This is a genomic window from Pseudomonas fluorescens Q2-87, assembly GCF_000281895.1.
GTDB lineage: Bacteria > Pseudomonadota > Gammaproteobacteria > Pseudomonadales > Pseudomonadaceae > Aquipseudomonas > Aquipseudomonas fluorescens_S.
In genome coordinates this window covers 3,440,091-3,463,367 of record NZ_CM001558.1, presented here as the reverse complement: position 1 = coordinate 3,463,367, position 23,277 = coordinate 3,440,091, and the positions used below count along the sequence as shown (strand labels likewise).

General features: G+C 63.3%; 25 protein-coding genes. 13 read left to right on the top strand and 12 right to left on the bottom strand.

Annotated features, from left to right (window positions below; translation table 11 throughout):
- Nucleotides 1-34: 34 nt before the first annotated feature.
- From nirJ to nirS, 9 genes are all read right to left on the bottom strand, one after another.
- Nucleotides 35-1,216: a heme d1 biosynthesis radical SAM protein NirJ gene (gene nirJ / locus PFLQ2_RS12410; protein ID WP_003182382.1), complete on the bottom strand. Its 1,182-nt coding sequence runs from the start codon at nucleotides 1,214-1,216 to the stop codon at nucleotides 35-37.
- A gap of 27 nt (nucleotides 1,217-1,243) precedes the next feature.
- Nucleotides 1,244-1,777 carry an Lrp/AsnC family transcriptional regulator gene (locus PFLQ2_RS12415; protein WP_003182380.1) on the bottom strand — a complete coding sequence of 178 codons (534 nt, stop codon included), beginning with the start codon at nucleotides 1,775-1,777 and terminating at the stop codon, nucleotides 1,244-1,246.
- Nucleotides 1,752-2,195, bottom strand: a complete 444-nt coding sequence (locus tag PFLQ2_RS12420; protein WP_003182378.1) for an Lrp/AsnC family transcriptional regulator — start codon at nucleotides 2,193-2,195, stop codon at nucleotides 1,752-1,754. The genes PFLQ2_RS12415 and PFLQ2_RS12420 overlap by 26 nt, the downstream gene beginning before the upstream one ends.
- A complete protein-coding gene (locus PFLQ2_RS12425) occupies nucleotides 2,188-2,700 on the bottom strand; it encodes an Lrp/AsnC family transcriptional regulator (protein WP_003182377.1) in 513 nt (170 codons plus the stop codon). The genes PFLQ2_RS12420 and PFLQ2_RS12425 overlap by 8 nt, the downstream gene beginning before the upstream one ends.
- Nucleotides 2,697-3,155, bottom strand: a complete 459-nt coding sequence (locus tag PFLQ2_RS12430; RefSeq protein WP_003182375.1) for an Lrp/AsnC family transcriptional regulator — start codon at nucleotides 3,153-3,155, stop codon at nucleotides 2,697-2,699. Before PFLQ2_RS12430 ends, PFLQ2_RS12425 begins: the two co-directional genes overlap by 4 nt.
- Nucleotides 3,156-3,157: 2 nt before the next feature.
- Entirely contained in the window at nucleotides 3,158-4,336 is a 1,179-nt protein-coding gene (locus tag PFLQ2_RS12435; protein ID WP_003182373.1) for a cytochrome D1 domain-containing protein, read from the bottom strand.
- Nucleotides 4,333-4,662 (bottom strand): c-type cytochrome, encoded by a 330-nt coding sequence (locus tag PFLQ2_RS12440; protein WP_003182371.1) that lies wholly within the window; start codon nucleotides 4,660-4,662, stop codon nucleotides 4,333-4,335. The genes PFLQ2_RS12435 and PFLQ2_RS12440 overlap by 4 nt, the downstream gene beginning before the upstream one ends.
- A 187-nt stretch (nucleotides 4,663-4,849) precedes the next feature.
- Nucleotides 4,850-5,158, bottom strand: a complete 309-nt coding sequence (locus PFLQ2_RS12445; protein WP_003182369.1) for a c-type cytochrome — start codon at nucleotides 5,156-5,158, stop codon at nucleotides 4,850-4,852.
- Nucleotides 5,159-5,182: 24 nt separating this feature from the next.
- Nucleotides 5,183-6,751: a nitrite reductase gene (gene nirS / locus PFLQ2_RS12450; protein WP_225970878.1), complete on the bottom strand. Its 1,569-nt coding sequence runs from the start codon at nucleotides 6,749-6,751 to the stop codon at nucleotides 5,183-5,185.
- 378 nt (nucleotides 6,752-7,129) lie between these two features.
- On the opposite strand from nirS, the gene PFLQ2_RS12455 reads away from it, so the two are divergent.
- The 6 genes from PFLQ2_RS12455 (at nucleotide 7,130) to PFLQ2_RS12480 (ending at nucleotide 12,847) form a co-directional block, all read left to right on the top strand.
- Nucleotides 7,130-7,864, top strand: coding sequence for a CbbQ/NirQ/NorQ/GpvN family protein (locus tag PFLQ2_RS12455; RefSeq protein ID WP_371261191.1), 735 nt, complete (start codon nucleotides 7,130-7,132; stop codon nucleotides 7,862-7,864).
- Entirely contained in the window at nucleotides 7,848-8,432 is a 585-nt protein-coding gene (locus PFLQ2_RS12460) for a cytochrome c oxidase subunit 3 family protein (RefSeq protein ID WP_003182364.1), read from the top strand. The genes PFLQ2_RS12455 and PFLQ2_RS12460 overlap by 17 nt, the downstream gene beginning before the upstream one ends.
- Before the next feature lie 12 nt (nucleotides 8,433-8,444).
- Nucleotides 8,445-8,702, top strand: coding sequence for a cytochrome C oxidase subunit IV family protein (locus tag PFLQ2_RS12465; protein WP_003182362.1), 258 nt, complete (start codon nucleotides 8,445-8,447; stop codon nucleotides 8,700-8,702).
- Between the two features lie 252 nt (nucleotides 8,703-8,954).
- On the top strand, nucleotides 8,955-9,395 hold the full coding sequence (locus tag PFLQ2_RS12470) for a c-type cytochrome (protein WP_003182360.1): 441 nt from the start codon (nucleotides 8,955-8,957) through the stop codon (nucleotides 9,393-9,395).
- Between the two features lie 3 nt (nucleotides 9,396-9,398).
- Nucleotides 9,399-10,826: a cbb3-type cytochrome c oxidase subunit I gene (locus tag PFLQ2_RS12475; protein WP_003182358.1), complete on the top strand. Its 1,428-nt coding sequence runs from the start codon at nucleotides 9,399-9,401 to the stop codon at nucleotides 10,824-10,826.
- Between the two features lie 182 nt (nucleotides 10,827-11,008).
- Nucleotides 11,009-12,847, top strand: a complete 1,839-nt coding sequence (locus PFLQ2_RS12480) for a nitric oxide reductase activation protein NorD (RefSeq protein WP_003182356.1) — start codon at nucleotides 11,009-11,011, stop codon at nucleotides 12,845-12,847.
- A 4-nt stretch (nucleotides 12,848-12,851) separates the two neighbouring features.
- Here PFLQ2_RS12480 and PFLQ2_RS12485 read toward each other — a convergent pair whose 3' ends face one another.
- Both PFLQ2_RS12485 and PFLQ2_RS12490 read right to left on the bottom strand, forming a co-directional pair.
- The gene (locus PFLQ2_RS12485; protein WP_003182354.1) at nucleotides 12,852-13,052 is read right to left on the bottom strand and encodes a hypothetical protein; all 201 of its coding nucleotides are present in this window, start codon (nucleotides 13,050-13,052) and stop codon (nucleotides 12,852-12,854) included.
- Entirely contained in the window at nucleotides 13,049-13,732 is a 684-nt protein-coding gene (locus tag PFLQ2_RS12490) for a Crp/Fnr family transcriptional regulator (RefSeq protein ID WP_003182352.1), read from the bottom strand. Before PFLQ2_RS12490 ends, PFLQ2_RS12485 begins: the two co-directional genes overlap by 4 nt.
- A 559-nt stretch (nucleotides 13,733-14,291) precedes the next feature.
- Here PFLQ2_RS12490 and PFLQ2_RS12495 point away from each other — a divergent pair.
- Nucleotides 14,292-15,479, top strand: coding sequence for an NnrS family protein (locus PFLQ2_RS12495; RefSeq protein ID WP_003182350.1), 1,188 nt, complete (start codon nucleotides 14,292-14,294; stop codon nucleotides 15,477-15,479).
- A 25-nt stretch (nucleotides 15,480-15,504) separates the two neighbouring features.
- Entirely contained in the window at nucleotides 15,505-15,942 is a 438-nt protein-coding gene (locus PFLQ2_RS12500; RefSeq protein WP_033046082.1) for a membrane protein, read from the top strand.
- A gap of 181 nt (nucleotides 15,943-16,123) precedes the next feature.
- Here PFLQ2_RS12500 and ytfE read toward each other — a convergent pair whose 3' ends face one another.
- Nucleotides 16,124-16,798: an iron-sulfur cluster repair protein YtfE gene (gene ytfE, locus PFLQ2_RS12505; RefSeq protein ID WP_003182344.1), complete on the bottom strand. Its 675-nt coding sequence runs from the start codon at nucleotides 16,796-16,798 to the stop codon at nucleotides 16,124-16,126.
- A gap of 159 nt (nucleotides 16,799-16,957) precedes the next feature.
- Between ytfE and norR the strand changes: the two genes are divergently transcribed.
- The 5 genes from norR to ubiU all read left to right on the top strand — a co-directional run bounded on the left by norR (nucleotide 16,958) and on the right by ubiU (nucleotide 23,277).
- The gene (gene norR / locus PFLQ2_RS12510) at nucleotides 16,958-18,490 is read left to right on the top strand and encodes a nitric oxide reductase transcriptional regulator NorR (protein WP_003182342.1); all 1,533 of its coding nucleotides are present in this window, start codon (nucleotides 16,958-16,960) and stop codon (nucleotides 18,488-18,490) included.
- 1,188 nt (nucleotides 18,491-19,678) lie between these two features.
- Nucleotides 19,679-20,326 (top strand): pyridoxamine 5'-phosphate oxidase, encoded by a 648-nt coding sequence (pdxH, locus tag PFLQ2_RS12515; protein WP_033046080.1) that lies wholly within the window; start codon nucleotides 19,679-19,681, stop codon nucleotides 20,324-20,326.
- Between the two features lie 87 nt (nucleotides 20,327-20,413).
- Entirely contained in the window at nucleotides 20,414-20,968 is a 555-nt protein-coding gene (moaB, locus tag PFLQ2_RS12520; RefSeq protein WP_003182337.1) for a molybdenum cofactor biosynthesis protein B, read from the top strand.
- Nucleotides 20,965-22,200, top strand: coding sequence for a molybdopterin molybdotransferase MoeA (locus PFLQ2_RS12525; RefSeq protein ID WP_003182334.1), 1,236 nt, complete (start codon nucleotides 20,965-20,967; stop codon nucleotides 22,198-22,200). Before moaB ends, PFLQ2_RS12525 begins: the two co-directional genes overlap by 4 nt.
- 81 nt (nucleotides 22,201-22,281) lie before the next feature.
- Nucleotides 22,282-23,277 carry a ubiquinone anaerobic biosynthesis protein UbiU gene (gene ubiU, locus PFLQ2_RS12530; protein WP_003182333.1) on the top strand — a complete coding sequence of 332 codons (996 nt, stop codon included), beginning with the start codon at nucleotides 22,282-22,284 and terminating at the stop codon, nucleotides 23,275-23,277.

Sequence of the window (23,277 nt, the reverse complement as noted above, 5' to 3'; positions counted from 1 at the left end):
GGCTTCCTTGGTTCGGGATCAGATTCACCGTCGGTTAGCGGGCACAGGGCACTGCAACGCTGGTGATCGCGTGCAAGCCAATCTCTTCATCGCTGAGGTGACAGCCGGGATCCTGGCCCCAGAGATCGCCGTCGGCCCAGGCTCGGGTGCGGGTGTTGCCGTTACAGATCGCCAACCAGCGGCATTGACCACAGCGGCCGTTCACGGCCCGTGGGTGTTCACGCAGTTTTTGCAGCAGGGCGTCGGGGCGCTCCAGCCAGAGGGTCTTGAACGGGGTCCGGCGGACATTGCCCACCGAGTGCTGCCACCAATAGGTGTCGGGGTGGACCTCGCCGGTGTTGTCGATGTTGGCGATGCCGCTGCCCGAAGCATTGCCGCCCCAGGCGCGCAGCATCTGCTCCAATGCGGCGTAGTGTTGGGGCAATCGGCGGGCGACCCATTGCAGCAGCAAGATCGCATCGGCGTCGTTGTTGCCGCTGACGAAATCACTGTCGCGGCCCTGTTCGATGTCGTGCCAGGCCCGCTCGAAAATCAGGTTCATGGCCTCGCGGCTCATCTGCTGGTGAGCATCGAGCTTGCGACTGCGCTTGCCACGGCCGCTGTAGTTGAGGTGCGACAGATAGAATTTCTGCACATCGTATTCAGTCATCAAGTCCAGCAACTGTGGCAACTGGGCATGGTTCTGCTGGGTGAGGGTGGTGCGCAAGCCGACGCGAATCCCTCGCTCGCGGCAGAGCCGGATGGCCGCCATGGAGCTGGCGAAACTGCCCTTGAGCTGCCGGAACGCGTCGTGGGTCGCCTCCAGGCCATCGATGCTGATGCCCACGTAGTCAAAGCGGGCTGCGTCGATCTGCGCGATGTTGCTCGTGTCGATCAGCGTGCCGTTGGTGGACAAGGCGAGGAAAAAGCCTTTGTCACGGGCATGGGCGCTGAGCTGGAACAGGTCCTCGCGCAGCAACGGTTCGCCGCCGGACAGGATCAGCACGCGCACCCCGGCGTCATACAAATCGTCGATGACTTGAAGCGCCGCCGGTGTGTCCAGTTCGTCGCGAAACACGCTGTCGGCCGAGGTGGCGTAGCAGTGCTTGCAGGTCAGGTTGCAACGCCTGAGCAGGTTCCAGATCACCACGGGTGGCCGTGTGCTGCCCGGTGGCGCGACGCGCGGGGCGGGGCAATGGCCGGCCAGGGCTCGCAGGTAGTGGCTGATCCTCAACATAAAGCGCTCCTTCGGTCGGCGTGCGGTTCAGCGCAAGGATGGCGACAGGCGCAGGCCGGTTTTTTTCAGGATGCGGCTGCTCACCAGCATGTCTTCGGCGGCGCAGGCGTCCCCCAGCAGGTAACGCAGGTGTTCGCGATAGCAGTCGATCTCTTCGCGGCTGCGGCCATGGACCATGGCGAACAGGTTGTAGCGCCAGCCAGGCCGGCGCGGACGCCGATAGCAATGGCTGACGAAGGGCTGCGCGCCGAGCAGGGCGCCGAGGCGCGGCATGTCGGCGTCGGTCACGTCCCAGACCGTCATGCCGTTGTGGCGATAGCCGAGGCGATAATGGTTGGGGATGGCGGCGATACGACGGATCGCGCCTTCGGCCTGCAAGCGCTTGAGCAGGTCGAGGGTCGACTCCACGCTCAGGTCCAGTTGTTCGCCGAGCCAGGCCCAGGGATCCTCGAGCAAGGGCAGGCCGGCCTGGGTCAGTTCGATCAGCCGCAGTGCCAGGGACGTTTCCTCCGGCGCCGGCGCTTGCGGCAAAGGCTCAGACAGGGAAATACAGGCCGACATGGTAGGTCTCCTCTTTGGGCAGGTTCAGCGGCACCAGGCCAGTCAGCCGTTCGATGCGCAGCAAGGTGTCGCTGATCGCCTGTTCGCTGGGGCAGGCGAGTACGAACCACATGTTCCAAGCGTGCTCGCGGCGGTAGTTGTGGGCCACCTCGGGCATGTCCGCGAGCTGCTCGGCGACGGCCTCGAAACACGGTTCGGGCACGGCCAGCGCCGCCAGGGTGAACGCGCCGCCGAGGCGGTCGATGTCGAACATCGGGCCGAAGCGGGTGAGCACGCCGTCGTTGAGCAGCTCATGCAGGCGGTCGAGCAGGTCGCTACTGTTGCTGTCCAGTTCTTCGGCCAACGCCTGCCAAGGCTGACGTACCAATGGCAGGCCCAGTTGCAGGCGATTGATCAGGCGTCGGTCGAGATCATCCATGAACGCGGGCTCCGGTCGGTGGGGCGAAGCGTCCGCCGCATTGCTTGAACAAATGCGTGCTGAACAGCAATTGGTGGGGCAGGTCATCGAGCAAATGCTGTTCGAGCAGTTCCTGGACCTGGGCTTCGACGCGGTCACGCTGGCGGCCGTGGATCATGCAGAACAGGTTGAATTGCCACTGAGGCAAACGTCGCGGGCGTTGGTAGCAAAGGCTGATGCCCGGGGCCTGGCCGAGACGGCGGCCGACTTCATCGACCAGGGCATCCGGCACGTCCAGCACCAGCATGGCGTTGGCGGCAAACCCCAGCGCGCGATGATTGACCACCAGGCCGACGCGGCGGAACAGTCCCTGTTCCTGCCAGAGCCGAACCTGCTCCAGCACCTGCGGTTCGCTGGCATCGATCTGCTCGGCCAGGACCTGGAAGGGGCGAGGCGCCAGGGGCAGGCCTGCCTCCAGCAGCCGGCGCAGTGCCAGGGATTGTTGTTCACTCAGGGCGATGTTCATGGGGTGGGCTCCAGGGCAAAGCCCAGGTCGATGCGATAGGCCGTCAGCATGGGCAGGTCCAGCGGTGTGAGGCCGGTGTCGTGTTCCAGCTCCTGGAGAATGGCGTCCAGGTGGGCGCGGTTGGGGCCGGTCAACACGAACCAGAGGTTGTAGCGATGTTCGCGGGCATAGTTGTGATTGACTTCCGGGTACTGGCTGACGCGCGCCGCCACTTGATGCAAGCGCTCCTCGGGCACCGCCAGGGCAGCCAGGGTGCTGGAACCGGCCCGGGTGTGCTCGAACACCGGGCCGACTCGCGACAGGGTCCCGGCCACCTGCAGATGTTGCAGACAGTCGAGCACCTGGGCTTCGCTGCAACCCAACGCATCGGCCATGACCCGGTAGGGTTCGACGCACAGCGGCATGCCGTGCTGGAATTGATCGATCAGGCGGCGGGCCAGCGAGCTTGCGGTCATGGTCAGTACCCCGGTTTGTGCGCACGGCTGCTGAAGAAAATGCCGCTGGGGCTCATGGCCGGGAGTCTGCCCAGGCACTTGAGGGTGTAGGGATCCCAGACCTGGACTTCGCCGCCGTCCCGGGCCGACAGCCATAGCTGGTCGCCTCGTGCGGTGAACTCCATGTGCAACACCGCCGGCCCGGGTCGCAGGTCCGCGACGATGGCGTGGGTTTGCGTGTCGATGACCTGGACGCGGTCGTTATCCGGGTAGGCGAAGTTGACCCACAGCTGCCGGCCATCCGGGCGCGCGGTGACGAATACCGGCTGGCCGGCCACGGCGATGGCGTCAGTCAGTTGCCAGGTGCGAGCGTTCATCACCAATACCTGGTGGTGGCCGACCGCAGGGACGAAGGCTTGCTCATCGGCCAGGGCCCAGCCTTCCAGATGGGGCATCTTGTACACCGGAAGCCTGGCCTGGCCGCGTCCGTAATGCCCGAGCACGCGTTTCACGCCACGCTCCGGGTGCCAGAGGTCGAGTTGCGCCATGCCGTCTTCGCCAAACAGCCCAGCCATGTAATAGCGTCCGTCCGGGGTGATCAGCGCGTCATAGGGTTGCTGGCCGATGCCGGTGAAACGGTCGATGCGCGGTGTGTGGCCTTGGCTGAAGTCGGCGGTCCAGATCTCACCGGTATCGAACAGGCTGAACACGAAGCGTTGTCCCGGCGCATCCACCAGACCCACCACCCGTGAACGTTTCTGGCCGTCGGGCAATGGTGTGGCGGGGATGTCGGCGACCTGATCCAGGCTCTGGGCATCGAACACCTTGACGCCGCCGGGCTCGTAGTTGGACACGGCGATCAGCTTGCCGTCCTGGCTGATCGCACCGCCGATGCTGTTGCCGCCCTGGAGGATGCGCCGTTCGATGCGCGCCGTCAGCAAGTCGACCTTGCTCAAGCCACCGTCGCGGCCAAACACATAGGCGTAGCGCTGGTCGCGGGAGAACACCACCGAAGCGTGGGACAGGTCGCCCAACCCTTCGACACGGGCCAGGGCGGTGCGGTTGTCGCTTTCGATGATTTGCAGGCTGCCGGTGGCGCGTTCCACCACGACACCCAGGTCACCGGTGCCACGTAGCGGTGTTTGCGCACACGCCGACAGCAACAGGGCGATGGCGGTACAGGACAGGATAGAGCGGATCATGAGGCGGGTTTTCCTTGAAGGAGCCGGTCCACCAGCCAGCGGATATCGTCGGGATCGAGCAGCGGCGCCCAACCGGGCATGGCGCTGCCGGGCCGCCCGAGGGTGACGGTGGCGATGAGGCTGTCGCGGGATTTTCCGGCGAGGGCGTCAAAGGTCAGGGGTGGGCCGAGGCCGCCGGTCATGTGCAGGCCGTGGCAGGCGCCACAGTCCTGTTCGAGCAGGTGTTGCAGTTGGGCCTGGCGCTGGTGGCCGGGAGCGGCCAGCACGCAGGACGAAAAGACGAGGAGGAGGGCCGTCATCAAGGTTGTTGAGCTGTGTCGTTCCATGACGCCTCCTGAATCAAAGTGCTGCGCGGTCCTGTGGCGAGGGAGCTTGCTCCCGCTGGGCTGCGAAGCAGTCCCAATAGCAACCTGACGACTCAGTGTGTCAGGCAAAACCAGGGGGCTGCTGCGCAGCCCAGCGGGAGCAAGCTCCCTCGCCACGGGGTTTGTGTCAGGCAGGTCCTGCCTGGGTTTATTTAAGGGTCAAGACCCACGCCGCGAGGATCTTGGCTTCTTCTTCCGTCACGGGGTTGGCCGGCATCGGCATCGGACCCCAGTTGCCTTGCGTACCTTCCTTGATGTGCTTGGCGAGTAAATCCTGTGCACCAGGGACACTGGCGTTTTTCGCCGCGACGTCCTTGAGCGCCGGGCCAACGACCTTGGTATCGATGGAGTGACAGGCCGCGCAGGGCTTGCTCTTGAACAGCGTCGGGCCGTCTTGTGCCAGCGCCGGTAGGCTGTAGGCAGCCGTCAGGGCCAAGGCGATCAGAATAGGCTTCATGGTTTTTCCTCTTATTGATGGGGCTCAATAGATGTCGTGTTGGGTGTTGTAAACGTTGAATTTTCCGGTCGGGGTGATCAGGCGTTTGTCCTTGATCACGTTCTTCACCTTGAGGGTCTTGTCGTCGATCACCACCAGCGCCGACTCGTCTTCCTGGCCACTCCAGACCGAGAACCAGACCTCATCGCCGGCCTTGTTGTATTCCGGCTGCACCACGCGCATCGCGCCTTTCTTGATTCCCGCGTATTCGGCAATCGGCAGCACGGTGTAGCCGGCGTCGAGCTTGTCGATGTCGAACACCGCCACTGATTGGCTGAGCTTGGCATCGGGGCTGAGGGTGGTGTCGACATACAAGTGTCGGGATTGAGGGTGAGTCTTGATGAACAGTGAGCCGCCGCCCTGGCCCTGGAGCGTGCCAACCTGCTTCCAGGCGTATTGCGGATGATTGACCGGGTCGGTGCCGATCAGCGAAACCCCGGCGTCACCCAAGTGGCTGGTGGCCCAGACGGGCCCGTAGAGCGGATGGTTGAAGTTGGCACCGCGCCCCGGGTGCGGGGTCTTGCCAACGTCCACCAGGGCGGTGAGCTTGCGTTCCTTGGAGTCGATCACCGCGACTTTGTTGGAGTTGTTGGCCGCCGTCATGAAGTAGCGATGGCTGCTGTCCCAACCGCCGTCATGCAGGAATGGCGCGGCGTCGATATTGGTGATGGTGAGGTTCTTGATGTCCTGGTAATTGACCAGCATCACCTTGCCGGTTTCCTTGACGTTGACGATGAATTCCGGCCATTCGTGGGAGGCGATGATTGCCGCGACGCGAGGCTCGGGATGGTACTGCTGGGTGTCGACGGTCATGCCGCGGGTCGAGACGATCTGCTTGGGCTCCAGGGTTTCGCCGTCCATGATGGTGAACTGCGGCGGCCAGTACGAACCGGCGATGGTGTACTTGTCTTCGTAGCCCTTGAATTTTGACGTCTCCACCGAACGGGCTTCGATGCCTACCTTGATTTCGGCGACCTTGGTCGGCTCTTTGGGCCACAGGTCGATCATGTCGATCTTGGCGTCCCGACCGATCACCAGAAGGTAGCGTCCCGACGCGGAGATGCGCGAGATGTGCACGGCGTAACCGGTGTCGATCAGCTTGACGATCTTCTTGCTGTCGCCATCGATCAGGGCAATCTTGCCGTCGTCGCGCAGGGTCACCGAGAACAGGTTTTGCAGGTTGAGGGTGTTGAGCTGCTTGGTCGGCCGGTCCTCGGGCTTGACCAAGACTTTCCAGGTCTTGAGGGTTTCGGCCATGCCCCATTCCGGCGGCGTCGGCGGGGTGTGCTGGATGAACTTGGCCATCACCGTGATCTGGTCTTTGGTCAGGGCGTTGGAGGTGCCCCAGTTCGGCATTCCGGCGGCGGAACCGTAGGTGATCAGTGCTTCGAGATAGGCCTGGCCGCGACTCTGGGTGATGTCGGGGGTCAGCGGTTTACCGGTGGCGCCCTTGCGCAATACACCATGGCAACCCGCGCAGCGCTGGAAGTAGATTTCCTTTGCCGCGTCGAAGTCGGCCTGGCTCAGGTCCGGCGCGCCTTCGGTTTTGACCATGCGCGAGTGTTCTGGCTCATGGGTTTTGTCGGCGAAAGCGTAGGGTGCGGCCAGCGCTGTACACAGCGCCGCGACCCTCAAGGTCCACGATTTTTTGTGGCTGATCAGCATTCCATTTCTCCTCAGGCGTGATCCGCGCTGCGCTTTAATTGGTGTTCGGCGCGCAGGTTCTTGGTGCGGTGCAAGGCTATGCCCAGGCCTGTGGTTAGCCGCTTGACGGCGATCAAGTTTGCCGGCCGCCGCCCTTGCCAGGTTGTCGCAGGGCGCCGTAGCTTGACCGCCAATCGTGTTGTCTGATCGGGCCTTGCCATGAACGCTATCCACTCCTTGCAGCATCCGGACGAACCCTTTTATCAACCCCAGGACAATGAACAGGCGATGTTCGAACAGGCCTGGCATCACGGCATGCCGGTGCTGATCAAAGGCCCGACCGGCTGCGGCAAGACCCGTTTTGTCCAGCACATGGCCCACCGCTTGAAATTGCCGCTGTACACCGTGGCCTGCCACGATGATTTGAGCGCCGCCGACCTGGTGGGTCGGCACCTGATCGGTGCCCAGGGTACTTGGTGGCAGGACGGGCCCTTGACCCGGGCGGTGCGCGAGGGCGGGATCTGTTATCTGGACGAAGTGGTCGAAGCGCGCCAGGACACCGCCGTGGTGCTGCATCCACTGGCCGATGATCGCCGGCAGTTGTATTTGGAACGCACCGGCGAAGTCCTGCAGGCGCCGCCGTCGTTCATGCTGGTGGTGTCGTACAACCCCGGTTACCAGAACCTGCTCAAGGGTATGAAACCGAGCACTCGCCAGCGCTTTGTGGCGCTGCGCTTTGGTTATCCTGCGGTGACCGATGAAGAGCGCATCGTCGCCCGCGAGGCTGGCGTCGACATGGCCTTGGCCGCCCAGATCGTGCGGCTTGGGCAGGCGCTGCGCCGGCTCGATCAGCACGACCTGGAGGAAGTGGCCTCCACGCGCCTGCTGATTTTCGCCGCGCGCATGATCGGCTCCGGCATGGACCCGCGCCAAGCCTGCCTGGCGTGCCTGGCCGAGCCGTTGAGTGACGATCCGCAGACTGTGGCTGCGCTGATGGACGTAGTCGATGTCCATTTCGGCTGACACCGCGACCACGCTCCGGCGCTTGCCGGGGGATCTGGCGATGTGGTTCTTCATCCTCGCCGAGCTGTCGGTGTTCGCGTTGCTGATCCTCGCGTTCACCGTCGCCCAGGCGCTGCATCCGCAGGTGTTCAGCGAAGGCCGACAGTTGCTGGATCGTTCCACGGGCCTGGCGATGACCCTCAGTCTGCTCACTGCCGGCCTGTTCGCAGCGTTGGCCCAGGAGCAAATCCGGCAAGACCGACCGCGTCGAGCCGCGCTGTTGCTGTGCGTGGCGTTGGTGCTTGCGTCGGGCTACGTGGGGATCAAGCTCACCGAGTACGCCCATCTGTTGGCGAGCGGCCTGGGGATGGAGCACAACACCTTCTTCACCTTGTACTGGATCCTTACGGGGTTTCATTTCCTGCACGTGCTGCTGGGCATGGTGATCCTCGGCTGGCTGGCCGAGGGTTGCCGGCGTCGTCGTCATGATTCGCAGCGATGCAGCGGGTTGGAATCCGGCGTGCTGTATTGGCACATGGTGGATCTGATCTGGGTGTTGTTGTTTCCGTTGGTCTACATCCTCGATTGAGCTGAGGTGCGCATGTCGGTTTCCCATCTCCTGATCGTCTGCTGGGCGGCGTTGACACTGCTCAGTACGGGCACCGTGGCGCTGGGGCGGGTCGCGGGCACGGAGTTGATTTCCATAGCCATATTGACGGTCGCGGTGACCAAGGCCTGGCTGATCGCCGACGGCTTCATGGAACTGCGTCACGCGCCGCGCTTGTGGCGCGGGCTGGTTTTGAGCTGGGCGGTGCTGCTGGCGGTACTGATTGCCTCGGCACTCCTGTCAGGCACATAACCGGTGGCGAGGGAGCTTGCTCCCGCTGGGCTGCGCAGCAGCCCCAACCGCAACAACCTCCTTTTACCTGAAATACCGTGCCGGCAGGTTTTGAGGGTGCTTCGCGCCCCAGCGGGAGCAAGCTCCCTCGCCACGGGGGATCGGTGCTGCAGGAACAACCCAGCAAAACCATCGGAGATTCTTGATCGCCATCAAGCGGTTCCGGACCCCTCGCTTCCTAGAATGGACACGCCAAGCAATGAGGAAGTGACCATGTCAGATACCTTCACCAAAGGCATGGCCAGGAATATTTATTTCGGGGGAAGCATCTTCTTTTTCCTGATATTCCTGGCCCTGACCTACCACACGGAACAGACCTTTCCGGAACGCAGCAACCAGGCGCAATTGACCGAGTCGGTGATTCGCGGCAAGGGCGTCTGGGAGCGTAACAACTGCATCGGCTGCCACACGCTGCTGGGCGAGGGCGCTTACTTTGCGCCGGAGCTGGGCAACGTGGTCAACCGCCGTGGCGGCGAGGAAGCCTTCAAACCGTTCCTGCACGCCTGGATGAAAATGCAGCCGTTGAACGTTCCGGGCCGTCGGGCCATGCCGCAGTTCAACCTGAGCGAGCAGGAAGTCGACGACATCGCCGAGTTCCTCAAGTGGAGCTCGAAAATCAACACCAATGGCTGGCCGCCAAACAAGGAGGGCTGAGAGATGAGCATGGCTAATCCGCATCTGAAATTCGCCTCGCAGGCCGTTGCCAAACCGTACTTCGTGTTTGCCCTGATGCTGTTCCTGGGCCAGGTATTGTTCGGTTTGATCATGGGCCTGCAATACGTGATCGGCGACTTTCTGTTCCCGCTGATCCCCTTCAACGTGGCCCGCATGGTCCACACCAACCTGCTGATCGTCTGGCTGCTGTTCGGTTTCATGGGCGCGGCCTATTACCTGATCCCGGAGGAGGCCGACCGCGAACTGCACAGCCCGAAACTGGCGCTCGTGTTGTTCTGGGTATTCGCCGCCGCTGGTGTGGCGACCATCCTGGGCTACCTCTCGGTGCCGTATGCGACGCTGGCGAAGTTCACCGGCAACGACCTGCTGCCGACCATGGGCCGCGAGTTTCTCGAACAACCGACCATCACCAAAATGGGCATCGTGGTGGTGTGCCTGGGGTTTCTCTACAACATCGGCATGACGATGCTCAAGGGCCGCAAGACCACCGTCAGCATGGTGATGATGACCGGGCTGATCGGCTTGGCGGTGTTCTTCCTGTTCTCTTTCTACAACCCCTCGAACCTCGCCCGCGACAAGTTCTACTGGTGGTGGGTGGTGCATCTTTGGGTCGAAGGCGTCTGGGAACTGATCATGGGTTCGATGCTCGCCTTCGTCCTGATCAAGATCACCGGTGTGGACCGCGAAGTGGTGGAAAAATGGCTCTACGTGATCATCGCAATGGCGTTGATCACCGGGATCATCGGCACCGGTCACCACTTCTTCTGGATCGGCGCGCCCGAGGTCTGGTTGTGGGTCGGCTCGATTTTCTCGGCGATGGAGCCGCTGCCGTTCCTGGCGATGGTGATCTTCGCCTTCAGCATGGTGAAAAACCGTCGTCGACAGCACCCGAACCGCGCCGCCACGTTGTGGGCCAAGGGCACCACGGTCACCGCGTTCTTCGGCGCGGGCGTCTGGGGTTTCCTGCACACCCTGGCACCGGTCAACTACTACACCCACGGTTCGCAACTGACCGCGGCCCACGGTCACCTGGCCTTCTACGGGGCCTACGCAATGATCGTGATGACGCTGATCAGCTACGCCATGCCGCGCTTGCGTGGTTTGGGCGAAGCCGCCGATGAACGCTCGCAGCGCCTGGAGATCTGGGGTTTCTGGTTGATGACCCTGTCGATGGTGATGATCACCTTGTTCCTCACCGCAGCCGGTGTGGTCCAGGTGTGGCTGCAACGCTGGATGACGGATGGCAGTGCCTTGCCGTTCATGGCGACGGTGGATCACTTGAAGCCGCTGTTCTGGGCTCGACTGGTCAGCGGCGTCGGTTTCCTGGCCGGGCTGCTCTGCTACCTGTTCAGCTTCCGTCAGCGTGGCCGCGCGGCCCTGCGTGCACCGGCGGCGGTGGTGCCGTCGTGAGTCACCACAGCGACTGAGCCGAACTCATTTGTGGTGAGGGGATTTATCCCCGTTGGGGCGCGAAGCGGGCCCCCTACATCCTGTCTGATACACCGCAGTAGCGGACATATTGGGGCTGTTTCGCAGCCCAGCGGGGATAAATCCCCTCGCCACAATGGGTTCGGCTTAAGAGGAGAATAACCATGGCATTCACCCTGGAGCTGGAAGAATGGGTCGGCAGTGTCTGGCACCGTTTCATCACCCGCCGGGCCAGTGCTGATTTTCCTGAGGCCCGGGTCGAGCTGGTGCCCCGGCAACGCTCATTGCAGGTGCTGTTTCGCGCCACTGGCGGTGCGCCTCACCTGGGGGTGGAAGCGGTCAGCGACCGCGACCTGTTGTTGCGCCGCAACCTGCTGCAGCAGATCGCCGGCACCTGCAAGCAAGTGCCCTTGGCCTGGTGCGATGCCGATAACCTGCGCCTGCCGGCGAGCCTGGCGGCGTTTCCCGATGTCGATCTCAACGCAGAGTTGTATCGCTGGCTGGCGTTGCTGGCCGCACAGTCTGGCCCGATGACGCACTGGGGGCGGGACAATCAACGGTGGACCCAAACCGTGCTGCACCGCTACCCGGCCATGCGCCCTCGTTATCGGCGGCTGGTGGACGCGCACCTGTCCCTGCGCCCTGACCCAGCCACCCTCAACCCGGCCGAAGCGGCTCTGGAGCGCGCGCTGTGCCAAGCGCTACGCGAGCCGGGCAGTGTCGAGCATTTCTCGCGCAGCGAGCGGGCGGCCTGGCCGTTGCCGTTGTGGCTATACCCACCCCAACATCTCGCCAACCCCCAGGCCGCGGACCTGGAGGAATCCGAACAGTACCTGGCGACACCGCCGGGTGAGCAGCAGGGCGGTCGCAAGCGCGCTGAACGCATCGACGAAACCACCCGCGACGGTGGATTGTTGATCGTGCGCCTGGAGAACCTGTTCAGCTGGACCGAACACGTGGACCTGGATCGCTGGGCGGACGACAGCGAAGACCCGGACGCCGCCCGCGTCGCCGAAGACCTGGACCAGTTGACCTTGTCGCGCACCCGCCTGCGCAAGGGCGGCGGCTTGAAGCTGCACCTGGACCTGCCGCCGGCCGATGTCGATGACATCCCCTTGGGCGAGGGCATCCACTTGCCGGAATGGGACTACCGCAAGCAACGACTGCAGGACGATTTCGTCAGCGTGCAGACGTTTGTCCCCCGCGATTGTCAGCCTCAGCCATTGCCCGCACGCCTGCGCAGCTCGGCCCAGCGCCTGCGCCGCCAGTTCGAACACCTGCGCAATGATCGCCAATGGCTGCGCCAGCAAACCCAGGGTTCGGAACTGGACCTGCAAGCCTGGCTGGATTTTCACGTCGAACGCCAGCACGGCCAGTGCAGCGAACGCGGCCTGTTCATGGAGCAACGCCAGACTCGCCGCGACTTGGCCTGCTTGCTGTTGGCCGATCTGTCGATGTCCACCGACGCCCACCTCAATGATGAGCATCGCGTCATCGACGTGATTCGCGACAGCCTGCTGCTGTTCGGTGAAACCCTGGCGGTGCTGGGGGATGATTTCGCCTTGTACGGGTTCTCTTCACTGCGGCGCCAGCAGGTGCGGATGCATGAACTCAAGGCCTTCGGCCAGCGCTATGACGATCACACCCGAGGCCGGATCCAAGGGCTCAAGCCCGGTTATTACACCCGCATGGGCGCGGCGATCCGCCAGGCCACGCAGCGGCTGCAAGGCTGCAAGCGGCGGCGCAAATTGTTGTTGCTGCTCAGCGATGGCAAGCCCAATGACCTGGACCTTTACGAAGGGCGCTATGGCGTGGAGGACACTCGCCAAGCGGTGCTGGAGGCACGGCGCCAGGGGCTGACGCCGTTTTGCATCACCATTGACCGTGAAGCGGGGGATTATTTGCCGTACATGTTTGGGGCCAACGGCTACACCTTGATCCGCCAGCCCGAACAGCTGCCGTTGCGGCTGCCACAGTTGTACCGCCAGTTGACACAAGACTGAGGGCTCAAACGATGCTGCGGGGCAACCAGAAAAACATGCCGATGCAGAAAATCGTCAGCCCCACACAGAACCAGGTGAAGCGCCGCAACCGACGTTCACCGGCCAGCGCCGCTTCGGCGGGCAACGGCATGCCGCATTGGCTGCATTCGGTTTCATCGGCGGGGCTGGCGCGTTGGCAGTACAGGCAAAGGGATTGCGCGCTCATTCGAATTGCTCCAGGCGCAGGCGATCAAGAATGGCAATTTGGCGGCCGTCCTGGGTGATGATCTTTTCATCGATCAGGCGGCGGATGATCCGCGAGAAGGTTTCCGGTTGGATCGACAGGTGTCCGGCAATCAATTGCTTGGCCATCGGCAGTTCGAACTGGCTGTCCACGGTTTGCAGGCGCACCAGTTGCGTCAGTAAGTAGCGCACCACGCGGTGGGTGGCGTTTTTCAGCGACAGGGTTTCAATCTCATTGACCCGCTGGTGCAGGCGCACGCACAGCTTGCCGAGCAGGGCAAACGTCAACCGGCTGTTGCTTTGCAGCAGGCGCATGTAGGTGGCATTGGACAGGCGATACACCTGGCTGGGCCCGACGGCTTCGGCGGATGCCACGTAGTTGGGCGTGTCCATCAACATCATCGCTTCGGCGAACGTCTGGCGCTCGCCGATCACCTCGAAGACTTTTTCCTGGCCGTCCGGGGTCAGCCGGTAGATTTTCACGGCCCCGGAAATCACGAAATAAAACGCCTGGGCCGGCTCGCCCTGACGGAAAAGCGGGTCGCCCTTGTCGATGTTCAGCAGTTGGCTGTTGCTCATCAGTTCGTCGAGCTGTTCTTCGTTCAACGGCTCGAACAGGTGATGGCTGCGCAGAATCTGGTGATGGACACGGTGGAGCACCATGGGACGGTCCTTGTGTTGGCAGGAATAGGAAAAGGGTCAGACCAGGCTCAGGGACAGGCTGCTGGCGAGCGCGACAACGCAGGAGAGCAGGACGAACCAGGTGAAGGGCAGCGCGACGTGTTTCATGGGGAACCCCGGCGGAGAAAGTCTGTGCCCTGCCTGAGCAAGAGCCGGGCCAGGGCGGCGGACCTTGTATTTCGAGGGTTGCCGGGCCTCAGGGTATAAATGACCCTGATCTGCTAGGGTAATAAAAACCATGAAAGGGTAAAAAGACCCTGAATCTTGTGGGAGCGGGCTTGCTCGCGAAGGCGGTGTGTCAGCTTGCATCGCTATTGGGTGTGCCACCGCATTCGCGAGCAAGCCCGCTCCCACAAGGAAAAAGGGGAGGGTTGAAAAACGGTACCCAGCTCCAAGCCGTTCCGGCAGGCCCTTTGCAAGTGTCTGTCCGAGGCCGGCTGGCTTGATCTGAGACAAGGTTCGCCAGCGCCGATAGCCGATCATTCGAACCCTGATTTGTCGTACCTCGCTGGCGAGCCAGATGAGGGCAAAGGAGTGGTGTATGCAAGTGCTTGACCGTCGCAAGGCCATGGCCATCCTGCCGCTGTGGCGCCTGGCGTTTCGGCCGTTCTTCCTGGCAGGCTGTGTCTTGGCGCTGTTGACCATCCCCCTTTGGCTGCTGGCATTCACGGGGCGCTCGGCCTGGCAGCCGGCAGGCGGCTGGTTGGCCTGGCACCGTCACGAACTGTTGTTCGGTTTTGGCCTGGCGATCATCGCCGGGTTCCTGCTGACGGCGGTGCAGACCTGGACGGGCACCCCGGGGCTCAGCGGCAAGCGCCTCGCGGCACTGGCGCTGTTGTGGCTGGGCGCGCGGCTGGCCTGGTTGGTCGACGCGCCCTGGCCGCTGCTGGCCACGCTGGAGTTGGGCTTCGCCCTGGCGGTGGCTGCGTTGATGGGCGTGACCTTGTGGCGTGTGCGGCAAAAACGCAATTACCCGATTGTGCTGGTATTGCTGTTGCTCGCCGCTGCCGACGGGTTGTCGGTGTACGGCCTGCTGCAGCACAACGAGGGTTTGCAGCGCCAAAGCGTGCTCACTGGCCTGTGGCTGGTGGCGGCGATGATGGGGCTGATCGGCGGGCGGGTGATTCCGTTCTTCACTCAGCGCGGTCTTGGTCGGGTCGAGGGCGTTGCGCCGTGGCCGTGGCTCGATCGGTTATTGCTGGCAGGATCGGCACTGGTGGCGTTGTTGTATGCCTTCGGTACGGCGCTGTCGGCCAACGCCTGGGTCGGCCTGCTGTTCGCCGCGCTGACGGTGGGGCACGGGATTCGGCTGGTGCGCTGGCATGACCGGGGCGTGTGGCGAGTGCCGCTGCTGTGGTCGTTGCACCTGGCCTACGCCTGGCTTGCCTTGGCCTGCCTGGGCATGGCGCTGTGGCACTTGGGTGTGCCGCTGAATCCAAGCCTGGCGGTGCACAGCCTGACCATCGGGGCCATGTCCGGGCTGATCCTGGCGATGATTGCCCGGGTGACGCTGGGCCATACCGGCCGGTCCCTGGAGCCGCCACGGGGGATGACCCAGGCGTTTATCCTGCTGAACCTCGCGTGCCTGAGCCGCGTGTGGCTGGTTCTGGTATTTCCATTGGCCGCGCTGTGGCTGGCGGGGCTGTGCTGGATCCTGGCCTTCGGGCTCTACGCCTGGCGCTACGCGCCGATGTTGGTACGGGCCCGGGTGGACGGGCATCCGGGATGATTCACCGGGACGGAGGTAAGCGTTGATGTACGGGATCCTGCTGGTCACCCATCTGCTGGCGGCCATCGCTTTCATTGGTACGCTGTTTTTCGAGGTGTTCATCTGGCATGCCGCCCGCCGGCCCCTGGCCCAGGGCGTCAGGGAGCCCGCCGAGCAAGCGATCGCCCAGCGTTCGCGGCGTGTGCTGCACGCCGTGGTGCTGCTGCTGTACGGCGCCGGCATCGCCCTGGCCTGGCAGCATCGCGGGGCGTTGAGCCAACCGTTGAGCAACAGCTTCGGCTTGTTGCTCAGCCTGAAGATCCTGCTGGCCCTGAGCATCATTGGCCATTACCTGTGGCTGGCGTACTGGCTCAAGAGCGGGCGCCTGACACCCGGCCGGGCCTGCTGGCTGCGGCGCAGTATTCTCGGGCATATGGTGCTGATCGTGGTTTTGGCCAAGGCGATGTTCTATTGGCAGTTTTGAGTAAGAGCAGACCCCACCAATCCTGTGGGAGCGGGCTTGCTCGCGAAAGCGGTGGTTCAGCCGGCATTGATGTCGCCTGACACGACGCTTTCGCGAGCAAGCCCGCTCCCACACTGAACCGAGGTGATGCAAAAAAATGGGAACACTGCCCACCCCTATGGGAGCGGGCAGTGCTTGAGGGTTAGCGGGCAGGCTTCATCGCATTGACGAACAGCACATTGTTTTCCAGGTGGATGTGCTGCATCAGGTCATCACGGAACTCCACCAGCCCGCGATACAGGGCACGCCAGGTGTTGCAGGCGTCGGAGGGCGGGGTGATCTGGTCGGTGAGGGTGAGCATGGTTTCCAGCGCTTCACCGTGCTGGTCGTGCTCGAAACGCAGCACCTGGATCGGCGCCGAGGCCCGTTCGCCGAGACCCTGTTGCAGCATCGGGAACAGCACCTGTTCTTCCTTGAGCATGTGGCCTTCGAGTTCCTGATACATGTCCTGCAGGTGATCGGCCAGGCCGTTCGGGCAACTGGCCCGCGCACCATGGACCTGCTCGACGCGACGGGCCAGGCGGATGAGTTCCGGCAGTTGTTCGCGATGGCGGGCGTGGTAGCGTTCCAGGATGTGGCTGATCAGCAATGCCTGGGGCTCGTCGCGCCAGTCATGGCCCAACTCTCCAGCGGCTTGCAGGGTGCGCAGGGCATCGGCGATCAGCAGCGGGTTCAGGCCTTTAACCAGGGCGGCTTCGCGCAGGGATTTTTGTCCGCCGCAACAGAAGTCGAGGTTGTAATGATGGAAGGTACGGGTGGCACCGGGAATGTCGCAGGCCAGTTGGCCGAGGCTTTGTTCCAGCAGATCGAGGCTCATCATGTTTCCTTGGGTTGAATCCCGGCAGGGACAGATGAGTAGGTTTTGCAGCCGACGTGCCAAATGTAACTGACTGAAAATCAAGCATAAAAATTTCGCCAGGGTGATTGTCACCCTGGTTGCCAAGGGTCATACGAACCCTGGAGGGTCATCACTACCATGCTGCGAGAAAGCCTGGCCGCCGACCTGATCGTCGAGCTGCCCAATGCCGTGCGGTTGCAGCGCCTGGTGCAGACCCTGCGCGAATATTTCAACAGTGGCGCCGTAGGGCTGTTGCGCCTGGACGAAGACAGCCTGCGACCGGTGGCGACCGTCGGCCTGGTCCACGAGGCGCTGGGGCGTCGGTTCGTGATTGCCCAGCATCCACGCCTGGCGGCGATCATGGCCTCGCGCGAACCCACCTGGTTCGAGCCCGACAGCCGCTTGCCGGATCCTTATGACGGCTTGCTCGACGACCACATCGGCGAGCCGCTGCCGGTGCACGACTGCATGGGTGTTAGCCTGTATGTGGAAGGCCGGCTGTGGGGCGCGATCACCCTCGATGCGTTACACGCCGGGACGTTCGACAGTCACGCCCGGGAGGAACTCAAGCGCTGCACGCTGCAGATCGAGGCGGCCGTGCGTGTCACTCGACTCGAGCAGGAAAACCGCAGCCTGCGGGCATCGCGCAGCGACACGGCGGACCTGCGCCTGCCAGCCGAAGAGGGCGAGATCCTCGGGCGCAGCGAGGGGCTGCAACAATTGCTCAACGAGCTGGACGTACTGGCCGACTCCGAACTGCCGGTGTTGTTGCTGGGGGAGACCGGCGTCGGCAAGGAATTGTTTGCCCGACGCCTGCATCGCCTGTCCCGGCGCGCCCACAAACCCTTGGTACAGGTCAATTGCGCGGCGCTGCCAGAGTCCTTGGCCGAAAGCGAATTGTTCGGCCACGTCAAAGGCGCGTTTTCCGGAGCAACCACCGACCGCGCCGGGCGTTTCGACGCGGCCAATGGCGGCACGCTGTTTCTCGACGAGGTGGGCGAATTGCCGCTGAGCGTGCAGGCCAAATTGCTGCGCACCCTGCAGAACGGCGAGATCCAGCGCCTGGGAGCGGACAAGCCGCTACACGTCGATGTGCGGATCATCGCCGCCACCAACCGGCACCTGCCCGACAGCATTCGCGAGGGCCTGTTTCGCGCGGACCTCTATCACCGGCTCTCGGTCTACCCCGTGCCGATCCCACCCCTGCGCGAACGCGGCCACGATGTGCTGATGCTGGCCGGGCACTTTCTCGAACTGAACCGTACACGGCTGGGCTTGCGCGGCTTGCGCCTGTCACCGGCCGCCGAACAGGCGCTGTTGGCGTATAGCTGGCCGGGTAATGTGCGGGAGCTGGAGCACGTCATCAGTCGTGCGGCGTTGAAGCAACTGAGCCGGGGCGCCAGTCGCAGCTTGATCATGACGCTGGAGCCGCAGGTGCTCGACTTGGATGTCAATGCCAATGCGACCTCAATGCAGGCACTGCCCGAACAAGCAGTGCCACTATTGGAGACGCCGGTGCTGCCCTTGGGCGAGGCCGTTGATGATTGCCAGCGGCGGGCGATCCTCGGGGCCCTGGAACGATGCGGGCAGAACTGGGCGGGGGCGGCGCGGTTGTTGGAGGTGGATCCGAGTAATTTGCATAAGTTGGCGCGGCGGTTGGGGCTTAAATAGGAGGGGGCTTCGCTTCATAGTTGGTGTGTATATCCGTTTTTTTGGTGACGGCAGCTTAAGGTTCCGCCCTGACGGCGGCTCACTTTTGAGAAGCGCAAAAGTAAGCAAAACGCTTTTGCCCCACCACTTGGTGCCTCGCCTAGGCTCGGCATGCCCTCTCTCCGGCATTGCTCCGTGGGCCGCCGCGAAGGGCCATCCATGACCCAGCGCGACTACCTCGGCATCCATGCCGAGGTGCCCACTGCGCAATGCCTGCGTTCGGCCAGCGTGGTTAACGGGGCGCCTCGAGATCAACGTCCGCGACGAGGCGGCCTAACGGCCGACCTGTTTCTCTGCGAATGTGTTCCCCTGTGGGAGCGAGCAAGCTCGCGATGGCTGTCTTGAGGCTGATGCTACGAGCCGCACAGAATTGGCTGGAGCTGAGCTGACTAGGCAGGTAATCCGCAATGAATATCACATCAAATCCATAGGTTTCAGCTCTCGCCACGGCATGGTCAGGCCCTCCGAATCAACAATTGCCAGCAAAACTGTCACCTATGTGCGTGAACTGATTTGTAACCTATGTGGGTGTTCATACGGCCGCCTTCGCGAGCAGGCTCGCTCCCACAATTCGATCAACGTACAGCCGGGAGAAATGAGTCGGCAACAAGGTCGCCTTCGCAAGCAAGCCCGCTCCCACAGTTGGATTGGGGTACGGCCCAAGAAACAGGTCGGCTATAAGGCCGCCTCGCCAAGGCTTTTGATCTGGGGCCCCGTTAACCACGCTGGCCGAACGCAGGCATTGCGCAGTGGGCATCCCGGCATGGATGCCGGGATAGCCGCGCTGGGTCATGGATGACCCTTCGCGGCGGGCCCACGGAGCAATGCCGGAGTGAGGGCATGCCGAGCACTAGCGAGGCACCAAGTGGTGGGGCATAAAGCGCTTTGCTTACTTTCGCGCTCTTCGAAAGTGAGCCGCCGTCAGGGCGGAACCCTAAGTCGCCATTACCGCAGCAACGGATATACACACAAACCACAAGCCCAAAAAAGCGGCGCGTTCACGTCAGGAAGAAGCACCGTTCTCTTTACTGAACAGCATTAGACCAAAGAGGCCCGCACATCCAGCGAAGGCATCAGCATTGACAACGATCAAGGCCAGCCAACCCCGCAAAACCCACACTGGGCCAAACCCTAGTGAAGATCACCGCCATGCCCCTCTCCCTGGCCAAAATGCGCCGCCAATACACCCTCGATGGCCTGGACGAAACCCAAGCGCCAGACAACCCGCTGGCGCTGTTCAGCCTCTGGATGCAACAAGCCCGCGACACCGAAAGCCCCCCGGTGGAAGCCAACAGCATGGCCCTGGCCACCGTGGACGAACAGGGGCGGCCCCATTGCCGAGTGCTGTTGCTCAAGGGCTTCAGCGAAGAAGGTTTTTCATTCTTCGGCAACTACGACAGCGGCAAGGGACAGGATCTGGCGGCCAATCCCTGGGCGGCCATGACGTTTTTCTGGCCGGGGCTGGAGCGGCAAGTGCGCATCGAAGGGCAGGTCAGCAAGCTCGATCCCGGCTTGTCCGACGCGTACTTCGAGTCTCGTTCGGTTGCCAGTCGGCTGGGCGCCTGGGCATCGCCACAAAGCCGTTCGCTGGAAAACCGCGCGGCCCTCGAAACCTTGCTCGCACAAACTGAAGAACGCTTCGCCGATCAAGCCGTGCCACGTCCCGCGCATTGGGGCGGTTATTGCCTGCGCCCCGAACGGCTGGAATTCTGGCAAGGCCGTGCCGACCGTTTGCATGATCGCCTCGACTACCGCCTGCAAGGGGGCGCTTGGCAGCGCAGGCGTCTGGCGCCCTGAGGCCGAGGGAGGTACCTCCATGGAGGAATAGGCCCGGCATCGAATGCGGTTCAGGCTGGGCCATCTTTTCTGACAGGACGGCTGATCATGGCCCATCTGAAGCAACGCCTCTTCCAACCGCTGAACATCGCGGTCCTCACCATCAGCGATACCCGCAGTTTCGACACCGACACCTCGGGCCAGACCCTCGCGGACCTGCTGCAAACCGCCGGTCATGTGCTGATCGACCGTGGTCTGGTGAAAGACGATATCTACCAGATCCGCGCCCAAGTATCACAGTGGATCGCCGACCCCAAGGTGCAGGTGGTGTTGATGACCGGCGGCACCGGTTTCACCCCGCGCGATAACACCCCTCAAGCGGTACTGCCATTGCTGGACAAACAGGTGGACGGTTTCGGCGAATTGTTCCGTCAGGTCTCCCTGGCCGAAATCGGTATGTCCAGCCTGCAATCGCGCGCGGTGGCGGGCATGAGCAACGGCGTGCTGATCTGCTGCCTGCCGGGCTCGCCAGGCGCCTGTCGGACCGGTTGGGAACAGATCCTCGCCGGGCAATTGGACAGCCGCACCGGCCCATGCAATTTCACTCCGCACCTCAAGCCCCAGGCCGGCATTGCCCCGACAGCCTGCGAGACTCGCTCGTGAGCGGCAAGGTCTGCGACAGCGGCGTGCTGACGCCGGTGGATGAGGCGATTCGTCATCTGCTGGACCAGGCGCCGCCGCCACCGCCCGTGCAACGGGTCGGCCTGGACCAGGCCCTGGCCCGGGTGTTGGCTGTCGACATCCTGTGCCCGATGAATCTGCCGGCGTGGGACAACAGTGCGATGGACGGCTATGCCCTGCGCGCGGCCGACTTGCCGGTTGACGGTGGCCATCTGGCGTTGGCCGGGCGCATCGCCGCAGGTGATGAACCGGGTGAGCCGCTGCAGCCCGGGCGAGTCGTGCGGATTTTCACCGGCGCGCCGCTGCCGCCGGGTGCCGACACGGTGGTGCCACAGGAAAGCTGCCGGGTCGATGGCGAGCGGGTCTGGTTGCCGTCGGTCAATGACGGTGACCACGTTCGCAAGGAAGGTGAGGAGTTGCGTCGAGGTGATCGGCTGCTTGCGGCCGGTACGCGCCTGCGGGCCCAGGAGCTGGGTCTGCTGGCCGGCGCCGGCGTCGCTCAGGTTGATGTTCATCGCCCCTTGCAGGTGGGCTTGCTCAGCAGTGGCGATGAGCTGCGCGAACCAGGCGAGCCTCTGGCGCCGGGGCAAATCTACAACAGCAATCGCCATAGCCTCGCCGCGTTGTTGCGGGGCTGGGGCGTGGAAGTGCATGACTTTGGCGTCATGCCCGATCAACTGCACGCCAGCCGGCAGGCACTGCGCCTGGCGGCCGCCGAATGCGACGTGCTGCTGACTTCCGGAGGTGTGTCGGTCGGTGAAGAGGACCATCTCAAGCATGCCATCGAAAGCCTGGGCAGCATCGATCTCTGGCGCCTGGCGATCCAGCCGGGCAAGCCCTTGGCCTTTGGCGATGTGGAAGGCAAACCATGGATCGGTCTGCCGGGCAATCCTTCGGCGGCGTTGGTTACCGCATTGATTGTCGTGCGTCCATTCCTGTTCCGGGCCCAAGGCATCAGCAACGTGCTGCCGGTGCCGTTGCAACTGCCGGCCGGGTTCGACTGGCTCAAGCGCAACCGGCGCCGGCAATACCTGCGCGCCAAACTGATCCCCGACACCGAAGGCCACCTGTGCGTGGAACTGCACCCCCAGCAAAGCTCGGCGATGTTGGCAGCCGCATGCTGGGCCGACGGCTTGGCGGTGGTCGAGCGTGTGACGCTGGTGCACAAGCACGACCGGGTGCTGTACCTGCCATTCGCCGAGCTGATGCATTGACGGCAATTGATTGCCGTCAAGGTCGCCGGCCGAGGGCTGGCTAGACTGGCGGCGCCCTTAGTTTTCTCACGAGGATGCCCCATGCAACTGGTTTGCCCGGCAGGGAATCTGCCTGCCCTCAAAGCGGCGGTGCGCCAAGGCGCCGATGCCGTCTATGTCGGCTTTCGCGATGACACCAATGCCCGGCATTTCGCCGGGCTGAACATGGACGACAAGCAGTTCGATGCCGCTGTCGCGCACATCCGCCAGAATCAACGCAAGCTGTACGTGGCGGTCAATACCTACCCGCAACCCAAGGGTTGGGAACGCTGGCAACGGGCGGTGGACCGGGCTGCCGATTTCGGCGTGGACGCGCTGATTGCCGCCGACCCCGGTGTGCTCAGCTACGCCAGTCAGCGCCATCCGCAACTGGCCCTGCACCTGTCGGTACAGGGTTCGGCGACCCACGCGGCGGCCCTGGCTTTTTACGCCGAGCGCTACGGCATCCGCCGCGCCGTGTTGCCACGGGTGCTGTCCCTGGCCCAAGTGCGGCAAGTGGCGGCGGCCAGTTCGGTGCCGATCGAAGTCTTTGGCTTCGGTAGCCTGTGCATCATGGCCGAGGGCCGTTGCCACTTGTCTTCGTACATCACCGGCGAATCGCCGAACCTGTGTGGGGTTTGCTCGCCCGCCAAGGCGGTGCGCTGGAGCGAGGACGCCCAAGGTCTGAGCGCACGCCTCAGCGAGGTGCTGATCGATCGCTACACCCCTGAAGAACCGGCCGGTTACCCGACCTTGTGCAAGGGCCGCTTCCTGGTGGGCGGCAAGCGCTTCCATGCCCTGGAAGAACCCACCAGCCTCGACACCCTGGACCTGTTGCCAGAGCTGACGGCCATCGGTGTCGAGGCCGTGAAAATTGAAGGCCGCCAGCGCAGCCCGGCCTACGTTGAACAAGTCACCCGGGTCTGGCGCGCCGCGCTGGATGCACACCAGGCCGCACCGCAACGGTTCCGGGTGCGGGAAGAATGGCGCCAGGTGCTGGCCGGATTGTCCGAGGGCAGCCAGACCACCCTGGGTGCCTACCATCGATCATGGCAATGA